At 72.5% G+C, this 21,780-nt stretch carries 19 protein-coding genes and 1 tRNA gene; 4 read left to right on the top strand and 16 right to left on the bottom strand.

Annotated elements, in window-relative coordinates; all coding sequences use genetic code 11:
* Nucleotides 1–11: 11 nt before the first annotated feature.
* Genes HHX33_RS07210 through HHX33_RS07235 form a run of 6 tightly spaced genes read right to left on the bottom strand, consistent with a single transcriptional unit; the run spans nucleotide 12 to nucleotide 8,275 of the window.
* A complete protein-coding gene (locus tag HHX33_RS07210; protein WP_182873896.1) occupies nucleotides 12–995 on the bottom strand; it encodes a DUF2332 domain-containing protein in 984 nt (327 codons plus the stop codon).
* A 59-nt stretch (nucleotides 996–1,054) separates the two neighbouring features.
* Nucleotides 1,055–1,612, bottom strand: a complete 558-nt coding sequence (locus HHX33_RS07215) for an HPP family protein (protein WP_182873897.1) — start codon at nucleotides 1,610–1,612, stop codon at nucleotides 1,055–1,057.
* Nucleotides 1,613–1,615: 3 nt separating this feature from the next.
* On the bottom strand, nucleotides 1,616–2,332 hold the full coding sequence (gene narI / locus HHX33_RS07220) for a respiratory nitrate reductase subunit gamma (RefSeq protein WP_182873898.1): 717 nt from the start codon (nucleotides 2,330–2,332) through the stop codon (nucleotides 1,616–1,618).
* Nucleotides 2,329–2,937, bottom strand: coding sequence for a nitrate reductase molybdenum cofactor assembly chaperone (narJ, locus tag HHX33_RS07225; RefSeq protein WP_182873899.1), 609 nt, complete (start codon nucleotides 2,935–2,937; stop codon nucleotides 2,329–2,331). Before narJ ends, narI begins: the two co-directional genes overlap by 4 nt.
* Complete coding sequence (gene narH / locus HHX33_RS07230; protein ID WP_182873900.1) at nucleotides 2,934–4,538, bottom strand: nitrate reductase subunit beta; 1,605 nt, start codon at nucleotides 4,536–4,538, stop codon at nucleotides 2,934–2,936. Before narH ends, narJ begins: the two co-directional genes overlap by 4 nt.
* The gene (locus tag HHX33_RS07235) at nucleotides 4,538–8,275 is read right to left on the bottom strand and encodes a nitrate reductase subunit alpha (protein WP_182873901.1); all 3,738 of its coding nucleotides are present in this window, start codon (nucleotides 8,273–8,275) and stop codon (nucleotides 4,538–4,540) included. Before HHX33_RS07235 ends, narH begins: the two co-directional genes overlap by 1 nt.
* Before the next feature lie 581 nt (nucleotides 8,276–8,856).
* On the opposite strand from HHX33_RS07235, the gene HHX33_RS07240 reads away from it, so the two are divergent.
* Nucleotides 8,857–10,101, top strand: coding sequence for an endonuclease Q family protein (locus HHX33_RS07240; RefSeq protein WP_182873902.1), 1,245 nt, complete (start codon nucleotides 8,857–8,859; stop codon nucleotides 10,099–10,101).
* Nucleotides 10,102–10,181: 80 nt separating this feature from the next.
* Here HHX33_RS07240 and HHX33_RS07245 read toward each other — a convergent pair whose 3' ends face one another.
* Together HHX33_RS07245 and HHX33_RS07250 are read right to left on the bottom strand one after the other, a co-directional pair.
* Nucleotides 10,182–10,466 (bottom strand): helix-turn-helix transcriptional regulator, encoded by a 285-nt coding sequence (locus HHX33_RS07245; protein ID WP_310741257.1) that lies wholly within the window; start codon nucleotides 10,464–10,466, stop codon nucleotides 10,182–10,184.
* Nucleotides 10,467–10,716: 250 nt separating this feature from the next.
* Entirely contained in the window at nucleotides 10,717–11,637 is a 921-nt protein-coding gene (locus HHX33_RS07250) for an oxidoreductase (RefSeq protein ID WP_182873903.1), read from the bottom strand.
* A gap of 101 nt (nucleotides 11,638–11,738) precedes the next feature.
* Between HHX33_RS07250 and HHX33_RS07255 the strand changes: the two genes are divergently transcribed.
* The gene (locus tag HHX33_RS07255) at nucleotides 11,739–12,641 is read left to right on the top strand and encodes a helix-turn-helix transcriptional regulator (protein ID WP_182873904.1); all 903 of its coding nucleotides are present in this window, start codon (nucleotides 11,739–11,741) and stop codon (nucleotides 12,639–12,641) included.
* A gap of 18 nt (nucleotides 12,642–12,659) precedes the next feature.
* Here the strand turns inward: HHX33_RS07255 and HHX33_RS07260 are convergent, their stop codons facing one another.
* From HHX33_RS07260 to HHX33_RS07270, 3 genes are all read right to left on the bottom strand, one after another.
* Complete coding sequence (locus tag HHX33_RS07260) at nucleotides 12,660–13,928, bottom strand: alpha/beta hydrolase family protein (protein ID WP_182873905.1); 1,269 nt, start codon at nucleotides 13,926–13,928, stop codon at nucleotides 12,660–12,662.
* Nucleotides 13,929–14,155: 227 nt separating this feature from the next.
* A tRNA-Lys gene (locus HHX33_RS07265) sits at nucleotides 14,156–14,229 on the bottom strand.
* A gap of 82 nt (nucleotides 14,230–14,311) precedes the next feature.
* On the bottom strand, nucleotides 14,312–15,058 hold the full coding sequence (locus HHX33_RS07270) for an NERD domain-containing protein (RefSeq protein WP_310741258.1): 747 nt from the start codon (nucleotides 15,056–15,058) through the stop codon (nucleotides 14,312–14,314).
* A gap of 205 nt (nucleotides 15,059–15,263) precedes the next feature.
* Between HHX33_RS07270 and HHX33_RS07275 the strand changes: the two genes are divergently transcribed.
* Entirely contained in the window at nucleotides 15,264–15,887 is a 624-nt protein-coding gene (locus HHX33_RS07275; protein WP_182873907.1) for a TetR/AcrR family transcriptional regulator, read from the top strand.
* 30 nt (nucleotides 15,888–15,917) lie between these two features.
* Here the strand turns inward: HHX33_RS07275 and HHX33_RS07280 are convergent, their stop codons facing one another.
* From HHX33_RS07280 to HHX33_RS07295, 4 genes are read right to left on the bottom strand one after another with little or no spacing between them, the layout of a single operon-like run.
* Nucleotides 15,918–17,081, bottom strand: coding sequence for an acyl-CoA dehydrogenase family protein (locus HHX33_RS07280; RefSeq protein ID WP_182873908.1), 1,164 nt, complete (start codon nucleotides 17,079–17,081; stop codon nucleotides 15,918–15,920).
* Nucleotides 17,078–18,250, bottom strand: a complete 1,173-nt coding sequence (locus HHX33_RS07285) for an acyl-CoA dehydrogenase family protein (RefSeq protein WP_182873909.1) — start codon at nucleotides 18,248–18,250, stop codon at nucleotides 17,078–17,080. Before HHX33_RS07285 ends, HHX33_RS07280 begins: the two co-directional genes overlap by 4 nt.
* Before the next feature lie 7 nt (nucleotides 18,251–18,257).
* Nucleotides 18,258–19,475, bottom strand: coding sequence for an acyl-CoA dehydrogenase family protein (locus HHX33_RS07290; protein ID WP_182873910.1), 1,218 nt, complete (start codon nucleotides 19,473–19,475; stop codon nucleotides 18,258–18,260).
* On the bottom strand, nucleotides 19,476–20,474 hold the full coding sequence (locus tag HHX33_RS07295; protein WP_182873911.1) for a phosphotransferase family protein: 999 nt from the start codon (nucleotides 20,472–20,474) through the stop codon (nucleotides 19,476–19,478).
* A gap of 116 nt (nucleotides 20,475–20,590) precedes the next feature.
* On the opposite strand from HHX33_RS07295, the gene HHX33_RS07300 reads away from it, so the two are divergent.
* On the top strand, nucleotides 20,591–21,205 hold the full coding sequence (locus tag HHX33_RS07300) for a GNAT family N-acetyltransferase (protein WP_182873912.1): 615 nt from the start codon (nucleotides 20,591–20,593) through the stop codon (nucleotides 21,203–21,205).
* Here the strand turns inward: HHX33_RS07300 and HHX33_RS07305 are convergent.
* A complete protein-coding gene (locus tag HHX33_RS07305) occupies nucleotides 21,180–21,755 on the bottom strand; it encodes a TetR/AcrR family transcriptional regulator (RefSeq protein ID WP_244302434.1) in 576 nt (191 codons plus the stop codon). The genes HHX33_RS07300 and HHX33_RS07305 overlap by 26 nt on opposite strands.
* Between the last annotated feature and the right edge of the window lie 25 nt (nucleotides 21,756–21,780).

Genomic DNA, 21,780 nt, shown 5'->3' on the forward strand with positions numbered 1-21,780 from the left:
GCCGCACTCGGTCAGGCGAGCCAGTCCAGCCACTCGCCGTGCGGGCCGGTCATGGCGAGCGGGTGGCCGTCGAGCGCGGTCAGGAACGTCAGCCGGTCGCCCGGCAGGGCGGCCCTCAGCCCCGCGAGCACCGAGGGCAGCCGGGGCGCGCCCTCGTTGGAGATCCACCGCACCGGAAGTCCGTGGGCCCGCAGGCCGCGCACCAGTGCCACGAACCGGTTCCGCGCTCCGGCGTCGAGGTACGGCATCAGCGCGCTGTGGAAGACGACGACCGTCGCCCCGGCGGGGGCGGCGGCGACGAGGTCGGGCAGGGCGGCCGAGGCGTCCCCTCGCACCAGGCGCGGCGGGTCCCGCCTCGCCATCCGCACCGCCCCGCGCAGCCGCGCCAGCCGGTCGTCCTGTCCCGGCCAGACCAGGCACTCCAGCCAGCGCACGGCCTCGTCGTCGCGTACGTCCACGGGGTCGAGGTCGATCCCGGCCCGCCACACGATCTCCGGCGGGTGGTCCGGCACCGGCACCCGGCCGTTCGTCCGGCAGGTGAGCAGGACCGGGCTCGCGGCCGGTCCGATCTCCGGCCCAGGGCCGGCAGGGTCGTCGTAGCGGTAGCGGTAGCGGTCCGGGTAGAGGCACAGCCCCGCCGACGCGCCCACCTCGACGAGGGCCAGCGGCCGCGGCAGCGCCGCCAGCACGGGCAGCAGGCTCGCGCACCGGCCCGTCTCGTTGGTCTGCGTCCGCCGGGCGAGCACGGTCTCCCGCACGCGGTCCCAGTGCCGTACGGTCCAGGCGCGGAAGCGGCCGAAGTCGTCGTACGGCCCGCCGAGGAAACGCACCGCGGCGAACAGCAGGTTGGGCTGCCGCTTCGGCTCCGGCAGGCCGTCGATCAGTTCGAGCAGCCCCGGGTCGGCGGCCACGGCGAGGCCCAGCGCCTCGTAGACCGGGCTGTGCCCCCTGGCCTCCCGCTCCGCGAAGTACCGGTACCACTCCGCCGTCTCCACGCCTGTCTCCTCCCGGCGACGCCGAGGACTCCATCGAACCAGGCCCGAGCGACCCGAGACTAGGCGGCCTTCGGCGGCTCGGGAGGACGGCGGATCGCCCACAACGGGTAGGGACGTCCGGACAGCCGGTTGACGACGACGAGCACACCGCTCGTGGTGATCACCGCTGCCATGAGGACGAGCAACTGGCCGGGCGTGCGCAGCAACCCGAGCGCGACGATGAGCGTCGTCGCGCCGCCGGGCGGGTGCCACACGCCGGCGGACATCATGCCGGCCGAGGCCAGCAGCAGGGCCACCGCGACGGCGGCGACCCTGCGCCCGTCAGGATGGGAGAGATTCACCCCGGCACGCGTGAGACCGGTGACCGCCAGCGCTGCGTACCCGGCCGTCGCGCTCACCAGGTGACCCAGGACGGTGTTCCGGGGGCTCGCGGTGGGGGCGGAGGAGGCGGTCAGCGCCAGGAAGATCGTCGGTCCCAGGGAGGGGAAGACGAACGGCTCGCCGGTCAGGCACGCGATCACGGCGGGGACGGCGATGCACAGGGCGGCCTGGATCGCCGTGCCGGCCGCCTGCCGGGCGGCCTTCCACCGTTGCGGTACGACGCGAGGCGAGGACATGGCTCACCGCGCGCCGCCACGACCGGCGCCCACGCCGGCGGACGCGCCGCGTGACCGATAGACGATGTACGGCCGCACGAGGTAGCCCAGCGGAGCCGCGAAGGCGTGCACCAGCCGGCTGAACGGCCACAGCGCGAACAGCAGCATGCCGAGCGCGGTGTGGAACTGGAACACGAACGGCGCGTGCGCCATGGCGGGCACGTCGGGGTCCAGCACGAACAGCGAGCGGAACCACACCGAGACCCCGAGGCGGTAGTCGTAGGAGCCGGTGGCCGCCCCGGCCAGGGTCGTCCACAGCCCGGCCAGCAGGACGGTCGCCAGCACCGGGTAGAGCAGGCGATCCCCGCGGCTGGTGGTCCGGCGCACCGCGGGCACCCGCAGCCGCCGCCACAGCAGGATCCCCAGTCCCGCGACGGCGGCCAGGCCGGCCGCGCCACCGGCCACCAGCGCGTTCTCCCGGTAGACGGACTCGGGCAGCCGCAACGCGTTCGTCACGCTCTCGGGCACCAGCATCCCGACGACATGGCCGGCGACGACGAACAGCAGCCCGAAGTGGAAGACCGGGCCTCCGACGCCCAGCAGCCGGCTCTCGTGCAACTGGGTGGAGCGTGTCGTCAGCCCGAAACGGTCGTAGCGATAACGCCAGGCCGATCCCGCCACGAACAGGACCAGCACCAGGTAGGGCAGGACTCCCCACAGGGCGATCTGCAGGTGTTTCACCGGTGACCTCCTCGCGGTCCGGCGGAGCGGACGTCCAGTCCCACGCGCTCGACCGGCGGGGCGGGCTCGGCGGTGGTCTCCCGGGCCCGGCGCCGCGCGGGCGCCGGCTCGGGCAGAGTGGTCAGCACCGCCCCCACCACGCCGGCGTAGGGGCTGCGGAAGTCCTCCAGCGCCGACCTCAGCCGGTGGAGACCCGGGAGGTGCTCCCGGAGGAGCCGTTCTCCGGGCTCGGGGCAGCGGGCGGAGAACTCCAGCATGAGGGGCAGGAAGTCCGGCAGCTCGGCGTCGTCGGGCCGCCAGCCGGCGGCCAGGTACACGGACTTGACCCGGGCGAGCGACATGCCCCGCCTGCGGGTGTCGCCGTCGGCGTAGTAGGTCATGTGCAGAGTGCGGCGGCGGCTGCGATCGAAGGTGGCCACATAGTCGGCGGCGAACCGGAGCGGGTCGGCCCCGGCGGCACCCGCGCAGAACCCGCCCAGCGCCTCGGCCGCCGGGCGGGGCAGCGAGCCGAGCGTCCGCTCCACCAGCGACAGCCGCGACGGCCAGTCGTCGCCCGGGTAGACGAGCAGCAGGGAGGCCGCCTGGCGTACGGCGGGCCGCGTCACCGTCCGCCCTCCGCGCGCGGCGGGAACAGGCCCGCGGGGAGCCCCTTGCCGTCCCAGTTCAGCAGGTTGATCCGCCCGCGTAGCCGGTCGTCGTCGGCGGTGCCCGGCGGGGCGTGGAAGGCGGCGGCCCCGGCGCCCGTCTCCAGCATTCCGGGCCCTCCGGGCGCGTCCAGGCCGCACCCGGCGACGGCGTCGCCCGCGCCGGCCCCGGCGGCGTACGCCGTGGGGATGACGTATCGCTCGTCGTACTTGGCCAGCGCCAGCAGGCGGTACATCCGCTCGATCTGGGCCGGTTCCATGTCCACCCGCGCCGCGATGGCCGGGTCCGCGTCCTCGCCGAGGTTGAGTCTGCGCATGTGCGCCCGCATGGCCCCCAGCCTGCGCAGCGCCGCCTCCACCGGCGCGATGTCGCCCGCCGTGAACAGCCCGGCCAGATAGCCGAGCGGAATGCGCAGGGACTCGATCGCGCCGAACAGGTTCCCCACCTCCTCGCCGTCGTGGCCGGTCTCGGCCAGCGCGTCCACGATCGGCGACAGCGGCGGCACGTACCAGACCATCGGCATGGTCCGGTATTCCGGGTGCAGCGGCAGTGCGACGCGGTAGCGGGAGATGAGCGAGTACACCGGTGACCTGCGGGCCGCCTCCACCCAGTCGTGCGGTATGCCGGACGCCTCCGCGGCCGAGGCGACCGCCGGGTCGCCGGGGTCGAGGAAGCAGCCGAGCTGGGCCGGGTAGAGATCCTCCTCACGCGGCACCGAGGCCGCCTCGCCCACCCTGTCGGCGTCGTAGAGCATGACGCCCAGGTAGCGCAGCCGGCCGACGCAGGTCTCCGAGCACACCGTCGGCTCCCCCGCCTCCACCCTCGGGTAGCACATCGTGCACTTCTCGGCCTTGCCGGTCTGGTGGTTGAAGTACACCTTCTTGTACGGGCACCCGGTCACGCACATGCGCCAGCCCCGGCACCGGTCCTGGTCGACCAGGACGATGCCGTCCTCCACCCGCTTGTACAGCGCGCCGGACGGGCAGGCGGCGACGCACGACGGGTTGAGGCAGTGCTCGCAGATGCGCGGGAGGTAGAACATGAAGGACTGTTCGTACTGCAGCCGCACATCGTCGCCGATCTTCCGCAGCACCGGGTCGCCCGCCAGATGCCCGGGCCCGCCGCCCAGGTCGTCGTCCCAGTTCGGACCCCAGGTGACGGCCATGGGCCGCCCGTCCACCAGCGAGCGGGGCGGCGCGGTGGGCACGTCATCACCGAGCGGCGCGGTGGTCAGGTTGTCGTAGTCGTAGGTCCACGGCTGGTAGTAGTCGTCCAGCAGGGGAAGCTCGGGATTGGCGAACAGGCGGGCCAGCCGCCGGGCCCTGCCCCCGGCCCGGGGCACCAACCGGCCGTGCGCGAGCCGCCAGCCGCCCTTCCATCTGTCCTGGTCCTCGTAGCCACGCGGATACCCCTGCCCCGGGCGGGTCTCGACGTTGTTGAACCAGACGTACTCGGTGCCCGCGCGGTTGGTCCAGGTCTGCTTGCAGGTCACCGAGCATGTGTGACAGCCGATGCACTTGTCCAGATTCATCACCATCGCGATCTGGGCCATCACCCGCATCAGTAGCTCACCTCCTGGGAGCGGCGGCGGACGACGGTCACCGCGTCACGCTGGTTGCCCGTCGGGCCGTAGTAGTTGGGGGCGAAGCACAGCTGGCCGTACCCCCCGATGAGATGGCTCGGCTTGATCAGCAGCTTGGTCAGCGCGTTGTGCACCCCGCCGCGCCGGCCGGTGGCCTGCGACTTCGGCACGTTCACCAGGCGCTCCTGCACGTGGTACATGAACACCGTGCCCTGGGGGATGCGGTGCGAGACCACCGCGCGGGCGACCACGACGCCGTTGACGTTGACCGCCTCGATCCAGTCGTTGTCCGCGACCCCGATCGCCTCGGCGTCCGGCACGCTGATCCAGATGACCGGGCCGCCGCGGGCCAGCGTCTGCATCAGCAGGTTCTCCTGATACTCCGAGTGGATGGACCACTTCGAGTGCGGCGTCAGGTAGCGGACCCGCACGGAACGCCCATCGCCGGACGCGCCCTGCCCGGACTCGCCCAGCGCCGCCAGGTCCAGGGGTGGCCGGTAGACCGGCAGTTGCTCGCCGAGCTCGGCGATCCAGTCGTGATCGAGATAGAAGTGCTGGCGCCCGGTCAGGGTGTGCCACGGCTTGCCGTGTTCCACGTTGATGGTGAACGGCGCGTACCGGCGGTCCGGCGCCTCCTTGCCCGACCACTCGAAGCTCGTCCCCGCGAACACCGGCCGGTCCTGGGTGTCAGAGAAGACCGTCCTGCGCTCCGCCACCGAGGCGCCCAGCTCCGCCAGCTTCGACGACGTTCCGCAGCGGTGGTCCAGCGCGGCGAGGCCCTCCGCCGCGATGCGCCCGTTCGTGGTGCCCGACAGCGCCAGGATCGCCTCGCAGAGCTTGACGTCGGTGTCGAGCAGCGGCCTGCCCGCGGCCGGTCCCGTCTCCGCCCGGCCGCACCGGGCGGCCAGCCAGGCCGCCTCCGGCCCCGGCCGGACGGTGACGCCCTTCACCGTCATGCCCAGCTTCTCCGCCAGCGGGCCGAAGGTTCCCAGCTTGTCGGCGATCGCCGTGTAGTCCCGCTCCACGAGGGAGAACGCCGGAAGGTTGCGACCCGGCTCGGCCGGATGCCCGGCTTCCCGCCAGTCCGGCACCCGTCCGCCCGGCTGTGCCGTCTCGGCCGGGGTGTCGTGCTGCAGGGCCGTGGCGACCAGGTCGTAGGCGACGTCGAGGCGGCCCGCCGCCAGCTCGCCGAGCTTGCGGGCCAGCCCGTGGAAGATCTCGAAATCGGTGCGCGCCTGCCAGGGCGGGCTGATCGCCGGGGAGAAGGCGTGCACGTACGGATGCAGGTCCGTGCTCGACAGGTCGTGTTTCTCGTACCAGGTCGCCGCCGGGAGCACCAGATCGGCGAACAGCGTGGTCGAGGTCATCCGGAAATCCAGGGCGAGCAGCAGGTCGAGCTTTCCGGACGGCGCGTCGTCACGCCACGCGACGTCCCGCGGGCGCGCGTCCGGCGGGGCCTCCTGCGCGCTCGCGCCGTGCTGCGCTCCCAGCAGGTGCCGAAGGAAGTACTCGTTGCCCTTGGCCGACGACCCGATCAGGTTGGCCCGCCACACCGTCAGCACCCGCGGCCAGTTCCGCGGCGCGTCCGGGTCCTCGCACGCGAACCCCAGCCGGCCCGCCGCTACCTCGCCGGCCACCCACCGCGCGGGATCGCGGCTGCTTGCCCTGGCCCGCTCGCCCAGCGTCAGCGGGTTGGCGGAGAAGGTCGGATACGACGGCATCCAGCCCAGCCGGGCCGACTGCGCGAGCAGGTCGACGGTGTGCCTGCCGGAGAAGAGGCCGGGGCCCGCGGGGCTCGACAGCGCCCCGGCCGAGAAGCTCTCGTACCGCCACTGGCAGGTGTGCAGATACCAGTACGGCGTGCCGGCCATCTGCCGCGACGGCCGCACCCAGTCGGCCGCCGTCGCCATCTGCTGCCAGCCCGTGAACGGCCTGACCTTCTCCTGCCCGACGTAGTGCGCCCACCCGCCGCCGTTGACTCCCTGGCAGCCGGTCAGCAGGAGCAGCGACAGGAACGACCGGTAGATCGTGTCGGAGTGGAACCAGTGGTTGGTTCCCGCCCCCATCACGATCATCGCCCTGCCGCCGGTCTTCTCCGCCGTCGTGGCGAACTCCCTGGCGATGCGGGTCACCTGCCGGGCGGGCACCGAGGTGATCTGCTCCTGCCAGGCGGGCGTAGACGGGAGGGACGGGTCGTCGTATCCCGCCGGCCACCGCCCCGGCAGCCCCGGCCGGGCCACGCCGTACTGCGCGAGCAGCAGGTCGAACACGGTGGTCACCACCTGTCCGGCCACCCGGCGGACCGGTACCCCGCGCCGGACCACGCCAGACGGGTCGTCGAAGCGCGGCAACACCACCTCGACGCTCTCGGCGTCCTCGCCGTACAGGCTGAGCAGCGGGTCGACGTCGCCGAGGTCCAGGGTCCAGCGCCCGGCGCGGTCCTCGCCCCATCGGTCGCCGAGGGTCCCGCCGGGGACGACGGGGACGTCCCGCCGCGCGTCCACGAGCACCGGCCGCCACGCGGCGCCCTCGTCCGCGCCCTCGTCCGCGCCCTCGTCGGCGCCCTCATCGGCGCCGAGCCCGGCGTCGGCCGCGGTGACGAACTTGCCCTGCGCGTAACCGCCGTCCTCGCGCTCCCGCAGCGTGACCAGGAACGGCAGGTCGGTGAAGCGTTTGACGTAGTCGGCGAAATACGGCACCCGCCTGTGGACGAAGCACTCCGTGAGGATCACGTGCCCCATCGCCATGGCCACCGCGGCGTCGGTCCCCGGGTGCGGGTGCAGCCACTCGTCGGCGAACTTCGTTGCGTCGGAGTAGTCCGGCGAGACGACGATCACCTTCTGCCCGCGATATCTGGCCTCGGCCATCCAGTGCGCGTCCGGCGTACGCGTCACCGGGACGTTGGACCCCCACAGCAGCAGGTAGGCCGCGTCCCACCAGTCGGCCGACTCCGGCACGTCCGTCTGGTCGCCGAACACCTGGGGAGACGCGATGGGCAGGTCGGCGTACCAGTCGTAGAACGACAGCATCGGGGCCCCGATGAGCGACATGAAGCGCGCCCCCACCGCGTGCGAGGCCATCGACATCGCCGGGATCGGGGAGAAGCCGGCCACCCGGTCCGGCCCGTAGGTCCTGATCGTGTGGACGTGGGCCGCGGCCGCGATCTCCAGCGCCTCCTCCCATCCGATCCGCACCAGGCCCCCCTTGCCGCGGGCCGACTGGTATCGCCGCCGCTTCGCGGGATCGGTGGTGATCTCGGCCCACGCCGCCACGGGATCCCCCAGGCGCGTCCTGGCCTCGCGGTACATCTCCACCAGCACTCCCCTGGCGTGCGGGTACCGCACTCGGGTGGGCGAGTAGGTGTACCAGGAGAAGGCGGCTCCGCGAGGGCAGCCCCGCGGCTCGTACTCCGGCCGATCGGGGCCCACGCTCGGGTAGTCGGTCTGCTGCGTCTCCCATGTGATCAGGCCGTCCTTGACGTACACCTTCCACGAGCACGACCCGGTGCAGTTCACCCCGTGGGTCGAGCGCACGACCCTGTCGTGCGCCCATCGCTCCCGGTAGGGAGCGTCGTTGACGCCCTGATCGGTCCGGTAGAGAGCCCGCAGGTCCGGCGTCGTCTCCGCCCGGTGCAGCAGCCTGCCCGCCTGCAGCAGCCGCTCGGCGGCGGTCGCCGCCGCCTGCTCGACGGGTCCCCGGAATCTGCGCTTGAACATGTCACGACCTCCCTGCGGGCGCCGGCCTTCGGAGATTCGAATAAGACGATCAATCCCGATAATCAGATGATTACTGGCGCCGAGAGGCGTTTTATCACGGACGGTCTCCGCAGGAAATATCCCGGCACACCCATTCATTTCCGCACCACCCGAAATATCCGCCCGGCAGGCCGCCGAAAAAACGCAGCGAGGTAATTCGGTGTGAAATGCACCACTTCTGAAGGTGGATCGGCATGATCGGCCACCCCGGCCGCTCACAGGTCGTAGCGTCGGCGCGGGCCGCCCGGGAAGGCGTCACCATCGCAGACGACGCGGCCACGCACCTCACAGGCCAGTGCGTGAACAGCCGATGAAACGGCAGGGAACCGAATCGAAATGCGATGCCGGTTGCGAGCGTAGCGGCGAAAAGGTCACCGCCAGAAATGATCTTATGGACTTTTTACCGCGAAGCGTGTCCGCGCGCCCGGGAGTTCCCGCGAACCCCGACGGGCACGTGTGGCGCCGGTCTCCGCATGGTGGTGTTTGGACCTCTCCTGATCGGCAACGTGGTAGATCGTTGGTCAAGCGACGGGAGGTTCGCGGTGCGATTCCACGCCGACCTGCACATGCACTCCAGGTACGCCTACGCGTGCAGCAGGAACAGCGACCTGGAGCAGCTGACCTGGTGGGCGCGGCGCAAGGGCGTCACGCTGATGGGCACCGGCGACTTCACCCACCCGGCCTGGCTGGACCGGCTGCGCACCGCTCTCGTACCGGCCGAGCCGGGGCTGTTCCGGCTCCGCGAGGACCTCGACCGGGAGGTCTCCCGCACCCTCCCCGGCAGCGTCGCGACCGCGCCCGTGCGGTACATGCTGACCGTGGAGGTCTCCACGGTCTACCGGCAGGGCGGCCGGTCCCGCAAGATCCACCATCTCGTCCACCTGCCCGGATTCGAGCAGGTGGAGGCGTTCAACCGGGTCCTGGCCGGGATCGCCGACCTCGGCGTGGACGGGCGGCCCACGGTGCGCATGAGCGCGCGGGACCTGCTGGAGACGACCCTGGCCCGGGGCGAGGGGGCCTACCTGGTGCCGGCACACGTCTGGACGCCCTGGTTCGGCGTGTTCGGCTCCAAGTCGGGGTTCGACACGCTGGAGGAGTGCTTCGGCGACCTCACCGAGCACGTGTTCGCGCTGGAGACGGGGCTGTCGGCCGACCCCGGCATGATGTGGCAGGTCTCCGGGCTGGACGGCTATCGGCTGGTCAGCTACTCCGACGCTCACTCGCCGCCCATCGTCGGCCGCGAGACGACGGTGTTCGACACCGGCCTCGACTACTTCGCCGTGCTGGAGGCCCTGCGCAGCGGTGACGGACTGGCCGGCACGACGGAGTTCTTCCCCGAGGCGGGCAAGTACCACGTCGACGGTCACCGCAAGTGCGGCGTGCGGCTCGACCCGGAGGAGACCCGCAAGCTCGGCGGAATCTGCCCGGTCTGCGGCCGTACGCTCACGGTCGGCGTGCAGAGCAGGGTCGAGGACCTCGCCGACCGCCCGGCCGGCCGGAGCCCGCGCGGCGCGGCGGGCTTCCGCAACCTCCTCCCGCTGCCGGACGTCGTGGCGGAGATCCTCGGCGTGGGCCCGAAGAGCAAGAAGGTGGCCGCCGAGACCGACCGGCTCGTGGCCGCGCTCGGCCCGGAACTCGCGATCCTGGGCGATCTCCCCCTCGCCGACATCGCCGCCCATTCACCGCGCCTCGCCGAGGCGGTCGGCCGCCTGCGGAACGGCGAGGTGACCAAGGACCCCGGCTACGACGGCGAGTTCGGCCGGATCCACACCGTCCCAGCCCGATGACGTGGAAGCCCGCGCGGCACGACCGGCCCGCACCACGTGGAGGCGAGCCGATGCCTGGCGACTTCGAGGCAGCGCATGATCTAGGCGGCGTGTGCCTCGAACCACAGAGACCCCACGTCGTGGCCGGGGGTCAGGCGGACGTCGGCGTCGAGAGCGGCGGCCAGAAGCCGAAGCAGCGGTACCGTCGGCGCCGTACCGCCTTCCTCGATGCACTCGATGTCGTCCTCGGTCATCCCGGCGCGGTCGGCCAGTTGCGCCACGCTCAGACCGAGTGCGGTGCGCCTGTCATACAAGGCCTTGCCGAATGCCAGCGCCTCGCGGATGGCGATACGCTCCGGATCCTCAGCCGACGCCTCCGGTCTCACTCAGCGGGTGTGGTAGCCGGCCATCACACCTGCCTCTCATAGGTCTCCGACACCGGTCCCCGGTGATCGCGTTCGCAGACCTTCTGCGCCCGGACCGCCCGATCGATCTTAGGCTAGTCAAGCGGCCTATATCGACGCTGGTCTTTACGTTCCTCCGACCTGCCGACCGACAGAATCGTGGCGAAACGCGAAGAAAGTCTCTGGCCTCGCCGCTCATTCGCTACAGCTGGATTGGCAAGCCCCAGCCGGGTCAGGGGTAGGTGACGCCGGTCAGGTCTTCGGCGGCGGTCCAGAGGCGGCGCCCGACGGCAGGGTCGGCCGCGTGCGCGCTGGGGCGGACCTCGACGACCCGGCCGCGCGTCTCGAAGAGGCCGGACGGCCCGAAGAACTGGCCGCCGCGCACGCCGGGCGCGGTCGCGGCGAAGAGCTGGGGCAGCGCCCCCCGCTCGGCCGGCTGCGTCACCAGCAGCCCGCCTCGGGCGAAGATCCGCCCGATCCGGCCGCGGTGCTCCCAGGCCCGGGGGGTGAGATTGCTTCTGGACAGCCCGGGATGGGCGACGACGCTGACGAGCGGTGATCCGGCGGCGCGCAGGCGGCGGTCGAGTTCGAGGCCGAAGACGGTGGTGGCGAGCTTGGAGCGGCCGTACGCGCGACTGGCGTTGAAGTCGCGCCGCGACATCAGGTCGTCGAAGTCGAGGCGGGCGTTCTTGTGGGTGATCGAGCTGAGGTTGACCACCCGTGCGGCGTCCGCCCGGCCGAGGCTGTCCAGCAGCAGACCGGTGAGGGCGAAGTGGCCCAGCATGTTGGTGCCGAGCTGGAGCTCGAACCCGTCGGCCGTCGTGCGGGCCGGGCCGAGGAGGACCAGACCGGCGTTGTTGACCAGCAGATCGATCGCCGGGAAGTCACCGGTCATGCCCTTCGCGAAGGCGCGCACCGAGGCGAGCGAGGCCAGGTCGAGCTCCCGCACCTCGATCCCGGCCCGTGGCGCGGAGCGCCGGATCGCCTCGGCCGCCCGCTCACCCGCGGCGACGTCGCGTACGGCCATCACGACGTGTGCCCCGTGACGGGCGAGTTCGGTCGCGGTGACCAGGCCGAGTCCCGAGTTCGCGCCGGTGACGACGGCGACTCTGCCGTGCTGATCGGGGATGTGGCTGGCGTTCCATTCGGTCATGGCGACGACGCTAGGACGGGGTCGCCGGGACTCGGTCGTACGCGTTTCCCTGGGAACGCCGGACCTACCTTCGGCGCGGACCGCGGCGGCAGACTGTCGTCATGGCTGTCGACCACGCGTACGCCCGTGAGCTCGGTGACTTCCTGCGTGCCCGGCGCGGCCGGTTGCGCCCGCGGGACGTCGGCCTCGAGCCGGGGCCCCGGCGCAAGGTGGCAGGCCTCCGACGTGAGGAGGTCGCGCTGCTGGCCGGGCTGAGCACCGACTACTACCAGCGCATGGAGCAGGGCCGTGAGGTGCGGCCCTCCGACGAGGTGCTCGACGCCCTCGCCTCCGCGCTCGACCTCGACGACGAGGAACGCCGGCATCTGTTCACCCTCGCCCGGGCGGCACGGCGACCGGCGGCCGTCCGCACGCGCCGCGCGCCGGAGCGCGTGCCGGACGGCACAAGGCGACTGCTGCACGTCATGGGCACTCCCGCGGTCGTGCTCGGCCGCCACCTCGACGTGCTCGCGTGGAACACGCTCGCCGAGGCGCTGCTCGGCGATCCGGCCACCCTGCCGCCGGGGCGGCGGAACATGCTCATGGTGCTGTTCGAGGATCCCGGGACCCCTGCGCGCTGCCCAGACTGGGAGACCACCGCCCTGCAGTACATCGGCATGTTGCGGGCCGCCGTCGCGACCGATCCGACCCATCCGCGCGCCACGACGATCATCGGTGAGCTGAGCATCCGCAGCGCGGACTTCCGCCGGCTCTGGGCCCGGCACGAGGTGCGTGAGACGGTTCACGGGACGAAGCTGTTCCGGCATCCCCAGGTGGGCGAGCTCACCCTCGACTGGGACGTCTATCCCCTGCCCGGAAATCCCGGGCCGGTCCTGCTCGTCTACACGGCCGAGGCCGGCACCGCGGACGACGAACGCGTCCGCCTGCTCGCGTCCCTGCACGCCTCCCGGGAATCGCTGTCCGAAGCGGCGCGCCGCCAGGCACTCGAAACCCGGACCCCGTGACCCCGGCCGTCCACCTCTCTATGTGCAGGTCTTCGCCTCCGGCGTGCAGAATTCGACCTCGGGGTAGCGCGCCGACGGCCTGTCCAGCAGCGGCTGTGGCCTACCGCGCAGGTGCAGGTCGAGGAAGGCTCGGACGTACCTGCGGGTGATGTCCACGGAGCGGCTTCCGGGGAGGCGGCTGCCGAGGTCGACGCCGATCTGCTGAGCCAGCAGGTCGTAGTCGCTGAAGGACGGGTGCACCGCTCCGGCCACCACGAGCCAGCGCTTCCACCCGGTCAGGTGTGCCCAGTCGCGGTCCCAGGTGGCGTCCTCTCCCCCTGGGCTGTGCAACGGCTGGCCCAGGAACAGGAACGGGCGCGCCACCCCGCGCGCGGGGATCGGGGCGAACATGAGGCCGTCCATGTTGATTCCGGCGCGTACCCGGGAGTCCTTCAGCATCGTCTCGGCGGCGCTCGCGCCTCCGAGGGACGTGCCCGCCATCGCGATCCGGGACGCGTCGATCAGCGAGGCGCCCGCCCACCTGGAGTGCGGACCCGTCAGCTCATCGATCACGAAGGAGACGTCGGCCGCCCGGTTCCTCACCGCTTTCGCACCGAAGTCGTCGACGCCTTCGAGTTCGCACGCGGCGCAGGTGGTCAGCCGCCCGCCGGGGAACGTGGTGGCGAAGGTCTCGTACGTGTGGTCGACGCCGGCCACCACGTAGCCTCTGCTCGCCAGTTCCTCGGCCAGGGAGGTGAGCGAGCTGCGGGGGTCGGTGAAGCCGGGAGAGAGCACGACAAGGGGCAGGGTGTGTCGGCGTCCCGCCGGTCCGGCGCCGCTGAACGCGTGGGTCCGGGTTCTGCTCAGCACGTCGTACGGCACGCCCGTCACCCCCTTGCCCTTCAGGACGAGCTCCGACTCCTTGGGCGTCATGTAGGGCGCCCGCCGTCCGTTCCGGGACTTCGCCGGATACCAGAGGGAGACCATGAGCTCCCTCGACCTCACCGCGGGGACCCAGGGGTCGGAGCGCGAGGTGTCCTCCAGACGCAGGGACGTCGTGCCGACCGGATGGGGACCGGTCGGCTCGGGCAGATACGGCGTGCCGCTCGACGTGACCGAGGAGCCGGCGGAGGCGTGTGCGGGAGAGGCGGACGCCGGCGTCCAGGAGGCGGAGACCGTCAGGGTGAGCAGTCCGGCGACCGCGGCCATGCCGGCCCGCAGGATCCGGTCGGTCAGAGCCGGAGGACTCTGGTCATGCCTGGTGAGGGCCTCGGCTCTCGGCGCGGCGTGCGGATCTTCGTATGGCATGGCTTGATCCTGCGAGGCCCGAACCCGGCGCGGTATCGGCCGAAGGTATGGTCGGCGCCGTCCGAGTAGCACTTCAGGCCGGTTCGGGGAGCGCGCCGGACCAGGCCTGAGCATCCCCGCACCGCCGGCCGGCCCGCGACCACGAGCATCGCCTCACCGGCTCCGGCCACCAGGATCAACGAATGACGAAAGCCCAGGCCGATGACGACCTGGGCTTCCGGATTCGGTGCGCCGCCAGGGACTCGAACCCCGGACCCGCTGATTAAGAGTCAGCTGCTCTAACCAACTGAGCTAGCGGCGCAGAGCTCTTAGAGGCTATCGCACCCCTCGGAGCAGTCAAAATCGGACCGGAGCGGAGCGACGTCCCGTACGGCGGCCCCCGGTCAGCTCATGCGGCGCAGGATGCGGGCGGCCGTGCGCGCCAGCAGGTCGATCTGCTCCTCCGTGTACGCCGCCGAGCCGTTGGAGCGGATCCAGCCCGCGACGCGGCGGGGGTAGGCGACGGTCAGCCCCTCGCCGCTCAGGACGCCGCCCCAGGCCTTGATCTTTCCACCGTGTACGGCGAGCACCGGGGCGATCGTCACCGCGATCCCGGTCTCCTTGGTCAGCAGCGCGGCCATCGACTCGGCGGCGGAGATCAGGCCCTTGGCGACCGAGGTGCCGAACTTCTCGTCGAAGAACAGCCGCTCGCCGTACCGCGCGATGAGGGTGTCGGGCGACCACGCCTCGTTGTCCACGATCCACACGCCGCCGGGGCCGATGACGAGGTGGTCGATCGACGCCTCTCCGGGGACGGCCCGGCCGTCCATGACCCGGTAGCCGCGACGGCGCAGCATGAGACGCAGCAGCCGCCCGGTGCGCACCTCGCCGCGGCGTTTGCCCCGCCACACCGCCGTGCGCTCGTACAGCCGCCAGGCGACGAACCAGTCCACGCCGCCCGCCAGGGCTCCCAGCACGACTCCCGCGACGAACGGGTTAAACCCGAGCCGCGAGCCCAGCAGGTTGCCGACGACGAAGCCCGCGACCGCGATGGCGGCCCGTATCCGGATCCGGTTCTTGCGCCCGGCGAACCAGAACGTCACGTACAGGTTCTGCGGCGATGCGCCGGTGAACTTCTCGTCTTTCGGCACATAGATGGAACCGTTTGGCACGCCAACCCCCACAGTCTGCATGCGGCTTTCTCCCGGGATACCCGAGCGGGAACCCCAACCCTCCTAAGGTGAGGGAAGTAATGCGATTCCGCCAGTCCTTGGATCACGCATTACCGAGCAGCGCAGCCCCCCGGCAGCGACCGACCAGTCGGTATGCTTGGGCCGGACGACGAAGGAGGTCAGGATGGCCCGGCGTGTATCGGATCGCTCCGCACCCGCCGCCGGCGGCGCGCCCGTGGAGGAGCCCGTACGGCGGCGCCTGCTTGCCGAGGCGACCCGGCTGTTCGCCGAGAGGGGCTTCGAGAGCACCTCGGTCCAGGAGATCGTCGCGGCGGCCGGGGTCACCAAGGGCGCGATGTACCACTACTTCGGGTCCAAGGACGACCTGCTGCACGAGATCTACGCCCGGGTGCTGCGCCTGCAGATGGAGCGGCTCAACCGCTTCGCCGACGCCGGGGGCCCGGTGGCCGAGCGGCTCCACGCGGCGGCGACGGACGTCGTCGTGACCACGGTCGACAACCTGGACGACTCCAAGATCTTCTTCAGGTCGATGCACCAGCTCGCCCCCGAGACCTACAAGACCGTGCGGGCCGAGCGGCGCCGCTACCACGAGCGGTTCCGCGGCCTCGTCGCCGAGGGGCAGCGCGACGGCGTCTTCCGCGACGACATCCCCGCCGAGATGGTGGTCGACTTCTTCTTCGGCTCGGTCCACCACCTCGGCACCTGGTATCACCCGGACGGCCCGCTGACCGGCGAGGAGGTCGGCCGCCACTTCGCCGACCTCCTGCTCAGATCACTGCGTCCCTGAGAAGCGGCTCTGAGAAGCGGCCCCGAGAGGTCAGACCGGCGCGGGGAGGTCCGCCGGACCGGCGAGAGCCTCGCGATGGTCCCCCGGCGTGCCCAGGGCGATCTGGTCGGCCTTGGCCCGCTTGAGGTAGAGGTGCGCGGGGTGTTCCCAGGTCATCCCGATGCCGCCGTGAAGCTGCACGCACTCCTCGGCGGCGTGGACGGCGACCGCTCCGCAGTGCGCCTGGGCCACGGCGACCGCCACCGTGACGGCCACCGCCGCGTCGTCGCCGGGCGGTCCCGCGACCGGCGCCTCCGCCAGCCGGGCGGCCGCGTTCCGGGCCGCCGCCCTGGCTCCCGCGATCTCCAGCCACAGGTCGGCCAGCCGGTGCTTGACGGCCTGGAACGACCCCACCGGCCGGGCGAACTGCCTGCGCTCCCTGACGTACGCGACCGTGGTGGCGAGACACCACTCGGCGATCCCGAGCTGTTCGGAGGCGAGCAGCCCCGCGCCGCGCAGCAGGGCCTCCCGCACCCACGGCGTCTCCGGGCCGCCGACGGTGGCGAGGACGCGCGCGGGGGCCGAGGCCAACGACACGGTCGCGATCGGCCGGGTCAGGTCGAGCGAGGTGGCCGGGGTCACCCGTACGGTCCCTCCGGCGGATCCGGCCGGGGACGCCTCCACCGCGCACAGGGCGGTGCCCCCCGTCAGCCGTACCGGGACGAGCAGCACGTCGGCGATCTCCGCGCCGATCACGCCGCCGACGGTGCCCGTCACCGTGCCGTCCTCGCCGAGGACCGCCGCGGGGGCCGGAGGAGCGTACGGCGAGGCGGCGAACGGCACCGCGAGCGCGGCCGTCGCCTCCCCGGCCGCCAGGCGGCCCAGCAGCTCGCCGGCCGCCTCTCCCCCCGCCGTCAGGAGCGCCTGGGTCGCGAGGACGGCACTGGCGAGGAACGGCACCGGCGCCACCGCGCGGCCCAGCTCCTCCAGCACGACGGCGGCCTCGCGGGCCGACGCCCCGGCGCCCCCGAGTTCCTCGGGCACCAGCAGCCCGGCCACGCCGATCTCGCGGGCCAGCGTCTTCCACAGCTCCGCGTCGTACGGCGTGCCGGACTCGACGCGGCCGAGCACGGCGGACGGGGAGCACCTGTCGGCGAGCAGGTCGCGCACGGCGGCCCGCAGCTCCTCCTCCACCTCCGTGTACAGCAGGGTCATCGGGGGAGGTCCTTCCACGCGACGTCCTTGTCGGCACGCGGCTCGGCGGGCAGCCCGAGCACACGTTCGGCGATGATGTTCCGCAGGATCTCCGAGGTGCCGCCCTCGATCGAGTTGCCCTTCGCCCGCAGGTAGCGGTAGCCCGCCTCCCGGCCGAGGAAGTCGACCGTCTCGGGGCGGCGGAAGGTCCAGTCGTCGTAGCCGAGGCCGTCCTCGCGCAGCAGCTCGACCTCCAGGCCGGAGAGCTCCTGGTGCAGCCGGGCGAAGGCGAGCTTCATGCCCGAGCCCTCCGGTCCCGGGTGCCCGGCGGCGAGCTGCTCGCGCAGCCGCGCGGCCGTCAGGCGCATGACCTCCGACTCCACCCAGAGCCGCAGCAGCCGCTGGTGCAGGTCGTGGGTGCGCAGCTCGGGCCGGGAGCGCCAGGTGTCGGCGACGACCTCCATCATGGTGCGGCGGACGGGCATGCCACCGATGGCGACCCGCTCGTTCATCAGCGTGGCCTGCGCGACCCGCCAGCCGTCGCCGGTCTCGCCCAGCCGCAGCGCGCCGGGCAGGCGGACCCCGGTGAGGAAGACCTCGTTGAACTCGGCCTCGCCGGTGATCTGGCGCAGCGGGCGCACCTCGACGCCGGGCGCGCGCATGTCGCAGACGAAGTAGGTCAGCCCGCGGTGCTTGGGCACGCCGGGGTCGGTGCGGGCCAGCAGGAGGCCCCAGCGGGCGGTGTGCGCGCTCGACGTCCACACCTTCTGGCCGTCCACCACCCACTCGTCGCCCTCGCGTACGGCGCGGGTGGCCAGGGTGGCGAGGTCGGAACCGGCGCCGGGCTCGCTGAACAGCTGGCACCACACCTCCTCACCGGTCCAGAGGGGGCGCAGGAAACGCCTCTTCTGCTCGTCGGTGCCGAAGGCGAGGATCGTCGGGGCGGCCATGCCGAGGCCGATGCCGATGCGGCCGGGCTGGTTGTCGGGCGTGCCCCTCAGCTCCCGGTCGGCCACGGCCTGCAGCTCTCGGGGGGCCCCGAGGCCGCCGAGGCCCTCGGGGAAGTGCACCCAGGCGAGCCCGGCGTCGAACCGGGCGCGCAGGAACTCCAGGCGGTCCGTGGCCGCCGGGTCGTGCTCCGCGAGGAAGGCCGCGGCACGCTCGGCGACCGACGCCTCATCCCATGTCACCAGAAGATCACCCCATGTGTCTCTTGAGCTCGCGGCGGGCCAGCGACCGCTTGTGGACCTCGTCGGGACCGTCGGCGAAGCGCAGCGCCCGCGCCCCCGCCCACAGCGCGGCGAGGGGATAATCCTGGCTCAGCCCGGCGGCGCCGTGCGCCTGGATCGCCTTGTCCAGGATCCACTCCACGGTCGCGGGTGCGGCGATCTTGATGGCCTGGATCTCGGTGTGCGCGCCCCGGTTGCCGGCGGTGTCCATCAGCCAGGCCGTCTTGAGCACCAGCAGGCGCAGTTGCTCGATGCGCACCCGCGACTCGGCGATCCAGTCCTGGATCACGCCCTGCCGGGCCAGCGGCCCGCCGAACGCCTCGCGCGACAGCACCCGGCGGCACGTCAGCTCCACCGCCCGCTCGGCCATGCCGACGAGCCGCATGCAGTGGTGGATCCGTCCCGGCCCGAGCCGCGCCTGGGCGATGGCGAAGCCGCCGCCCTCCTCGCCGACCAGGTTGCCCACGGGCACGCGTACGTCCTCGAACACCACCTCGGCGTGGCCGCCGTGGTCGGCGTCGTCGTACCCGAAGACGGTCATGCCGCGCCGTACGGTGAGACCGGGGGTGTCGCGCGGCACGAGCACCATGCTCTGCTGCCGGTGCCGGGGCGCGCCGGGGTCGGTCTTGCCCATCACGACGAAGACCCGGCAGTTCGGGTTCATCGCGCCGGTGATGTACCACTTGCGGCCGTTGACGACGTACTCGTCGCCGTCCCTCGTGATGGAGGTCGCGATGTTCGTCGCGTCGGAGGAGGCCGCCTCGGGCTCGGTCATGGCGAACGCCGACCTGATCTCCCCCGCCAGCAGCGGCTCCAGGTACTCCGCCCGCTGCCGCTCGCTGCCGAACTCCGCCAGCAGTTCCATGTTGCCGGTGTCGGGGGCGGCGCAGTTGGTCGCGGGCGGGGCGATGGCCGGCGACCTGCCCATGATCTCGGCGAGCGGGGCGTACTGGAGGTTGGTCAGCCCCGCGCCCTGCTCTCCTGGAAGGAAGAGGTTCCACAGGCCGCGCGAGCGGGCCTCGGCCTTGAGCTCCTCCAGCAGCGGCGGCGGGCCCCAGCCGCCGGCCGCCCGGACCTGGGCCGCCTGCTCGTGGAAGGCGCGCTCGGCCGGAAGGACGCACTCGTCCATGAAGGCGAGCAACCGGGCCCGCAGCTCCTCCGTCCTGTCGTCGAACGCGAAGTGCATTCAGACCTCCATGAGCCCGCGGGCGACGAGCGGGGCGACCTGCTCGCCGATCCCGGCGAAGCCCTCCCCCACCGTGAGGCCCATCGTGTGGCGGAAGTGGATGCCCTCGGCGATCACCGCGAGCTTGAAGCAGGCGAGGCCGGCGTACCAGCCGAACCGGGACAGATCGCGGCCGGACGCCTCGCCGTACCGCGCGGCGAGGTCGGCCCCCGTTTCGATCGGCAGGGGCGGCGCCTCGCCGCCCGCCTCACCCGTCGCGCCGACCGCGCGGCCCGCGGCGGGGTCGAGCGCGGAGACCTCGCCGTACAGGAGGAACAGCGCCAGGTCGGTGAGCGGGTCGCCGAGCGTGGACATCTCCCAGTCGAGCACGGCCCGCACCTCGCCGTCGGAGACCAGCGTGTTGCCGAGCTTGAAGTCCCCGTGCAGGATCGCCGGAGCCCCCGATTCGGCGGGCACGTCGCGGGCGAGTCGTTCGTACAGGTCGTCGAAGCCGGGGACGTCCCGGCTGCGGGAGGCGTCGAGCTGCCGCTTCCACCGGGCGACCTGCCGCTCCAGGAAGCCCTCGGGCCTGCCGAAGTCGCCGAGCCCCACGCTCCCGGGAGTGATCGAGTGGAGCGCGGCCAGCACGTCCACCAGCGCGTGGGCGAGGGCGGGGGTGAGCGGCGGCTGCCCGCCCTCGACGTGCTCCATCACGTAGAAGGGCGCGCCGATCACCTCGGCGTCCCGGCACAGATGGAACATGCGCGGCACGGGGACCGGCGTGTCCCGCAGGGCGCTCATCACCCGGTGCTCCCGGGCCATGTCGTGGGCCGTGGCCAGAACGTGCCCGAGCGGCGGCCGGCGCACCACGTACGTCCGCGCGGCATCGCGGACGACGTACGTCAGGTTGGACCTTCCGCCCACGATCAGCTCGGCGGTGAGCGGCCCCTCGGTCAGGCCCGCGCGCTGGAGGTGCCCGGCGAGGCGGGCGAGATCGAGGCCGGGTGGGTCGGCGTCCACCCCGTGAGCGTACCGACCAGCCGGTATGCGTGTCGACACGGCTTCACAAGTGGTCCTCGGCGACGGCTCCGAAGTGGCCGTTCTCCGCGCCGCGCGCTCTCGGTAGCGTCGGCCGCATGACCGCGAAGATGCCCGCGCCCGTCGTGCTCGACGGCCGCGTCGTACGGCTGGAGCCCCTCACCCTCGGCCACGTCCCCGACCTGTACGCGGCCGGCCGGGACGACGAGGAGGTGTGGCGGTTCAGTCCGCGGATCTTCCCCGCCTCGGAGGAGGGGATGCGCCGCCACGTGGCGGGCCTCCTCGCCAGGCCGCTGACCGTCCAGTTCGCCGTGATCCTCAAGGCGACCGGGCGGGCGATCGGCTCGACCGCCTACTGGGACGTCGGCGGCTTCGACGAGAGCGTGGAGGTGGGGTCCACCTGGTACGCCAGGGCCCACTGGCGCACGGGCGTGAACACCGACTGCAAGATCATGCTGCTCGACCACGCCTTCGCTCTCGGGTTCACCCGTGTCGTGCTGCGGACCGACGTCCGCAACCTGCGGTCGCAGGCCGCCATCGAGCGCATCGGCGGTGTGCGGGAGGGCGTGCTCCGCCGGCAGCTGCGCCGCCCCGACGGGACCTGGCGCGACAGCCCGCTCTACTCCATCCTGGACGACGAGTGGCCGGCCCATCGCGCCCGCCTGGAAGGCCGGATGGAGGCGCTGCTCAGCCGCGGAGGAACAGGCTCATGAGGTCCTCGCAGGCGGCCCGCAGGTCCTCGGGAGAGGGGACGCCGCCCGCGCCCGCCACCGCGTCGAACAGCAGGCCGTCGACGTAGGCCACCATCTGCCCGCCCCGCCGCACCGGGTCGGGCGAGCCCGCGGCGGCCAGCATGGCGACGGCGGGCTCACGGATGCGGCGGCCCAACTCGTCGTACAGCCTGCGCAGCTCCGGCCGGCGGCTCGCCTCCAGCGCCAGCTCGTACCGGGCGACGGTGGTCTCCCGGTGCTCGGTCATCGCCGCGTACGCGAAGGCGGCGAGCAGCTCCGTCAGGTCGGCGGCGCCCCCCTCGCCGAAGGGGAGGGCGGACACGACCGTGGAGAGCGCCGCAGCCTCGCGCTCGGACAGCCGGGCCAGCGTCAGCTCCAGCAGCGCCGCACGCGTGCGGGCGCAGTTCGACGTGGACCCCGGAGGGAGGCCGGCGGCCTCGTCGACCGCCCGATGAGTCAGCCCGCGCATGCCGCGCTCGGCCAGGATCGCGATGGCCGCGTCCGCGACGAGGACCGCCCGCTGACTGTTCACGGCCCCCATCGTACGGGCGCACTAC

Origin of the sequence: Microbispora sp. H10670 (genome assembly GCF_014161385.1) — a bacterium.
In the GTDB taxonomy this organism is placed as follows: Bacteria; Actinomycetota; Actinomycetes; order Streptosporangiales; family Streptosporangiaceae; genus Microbispora; species Microbispora triticiradicis.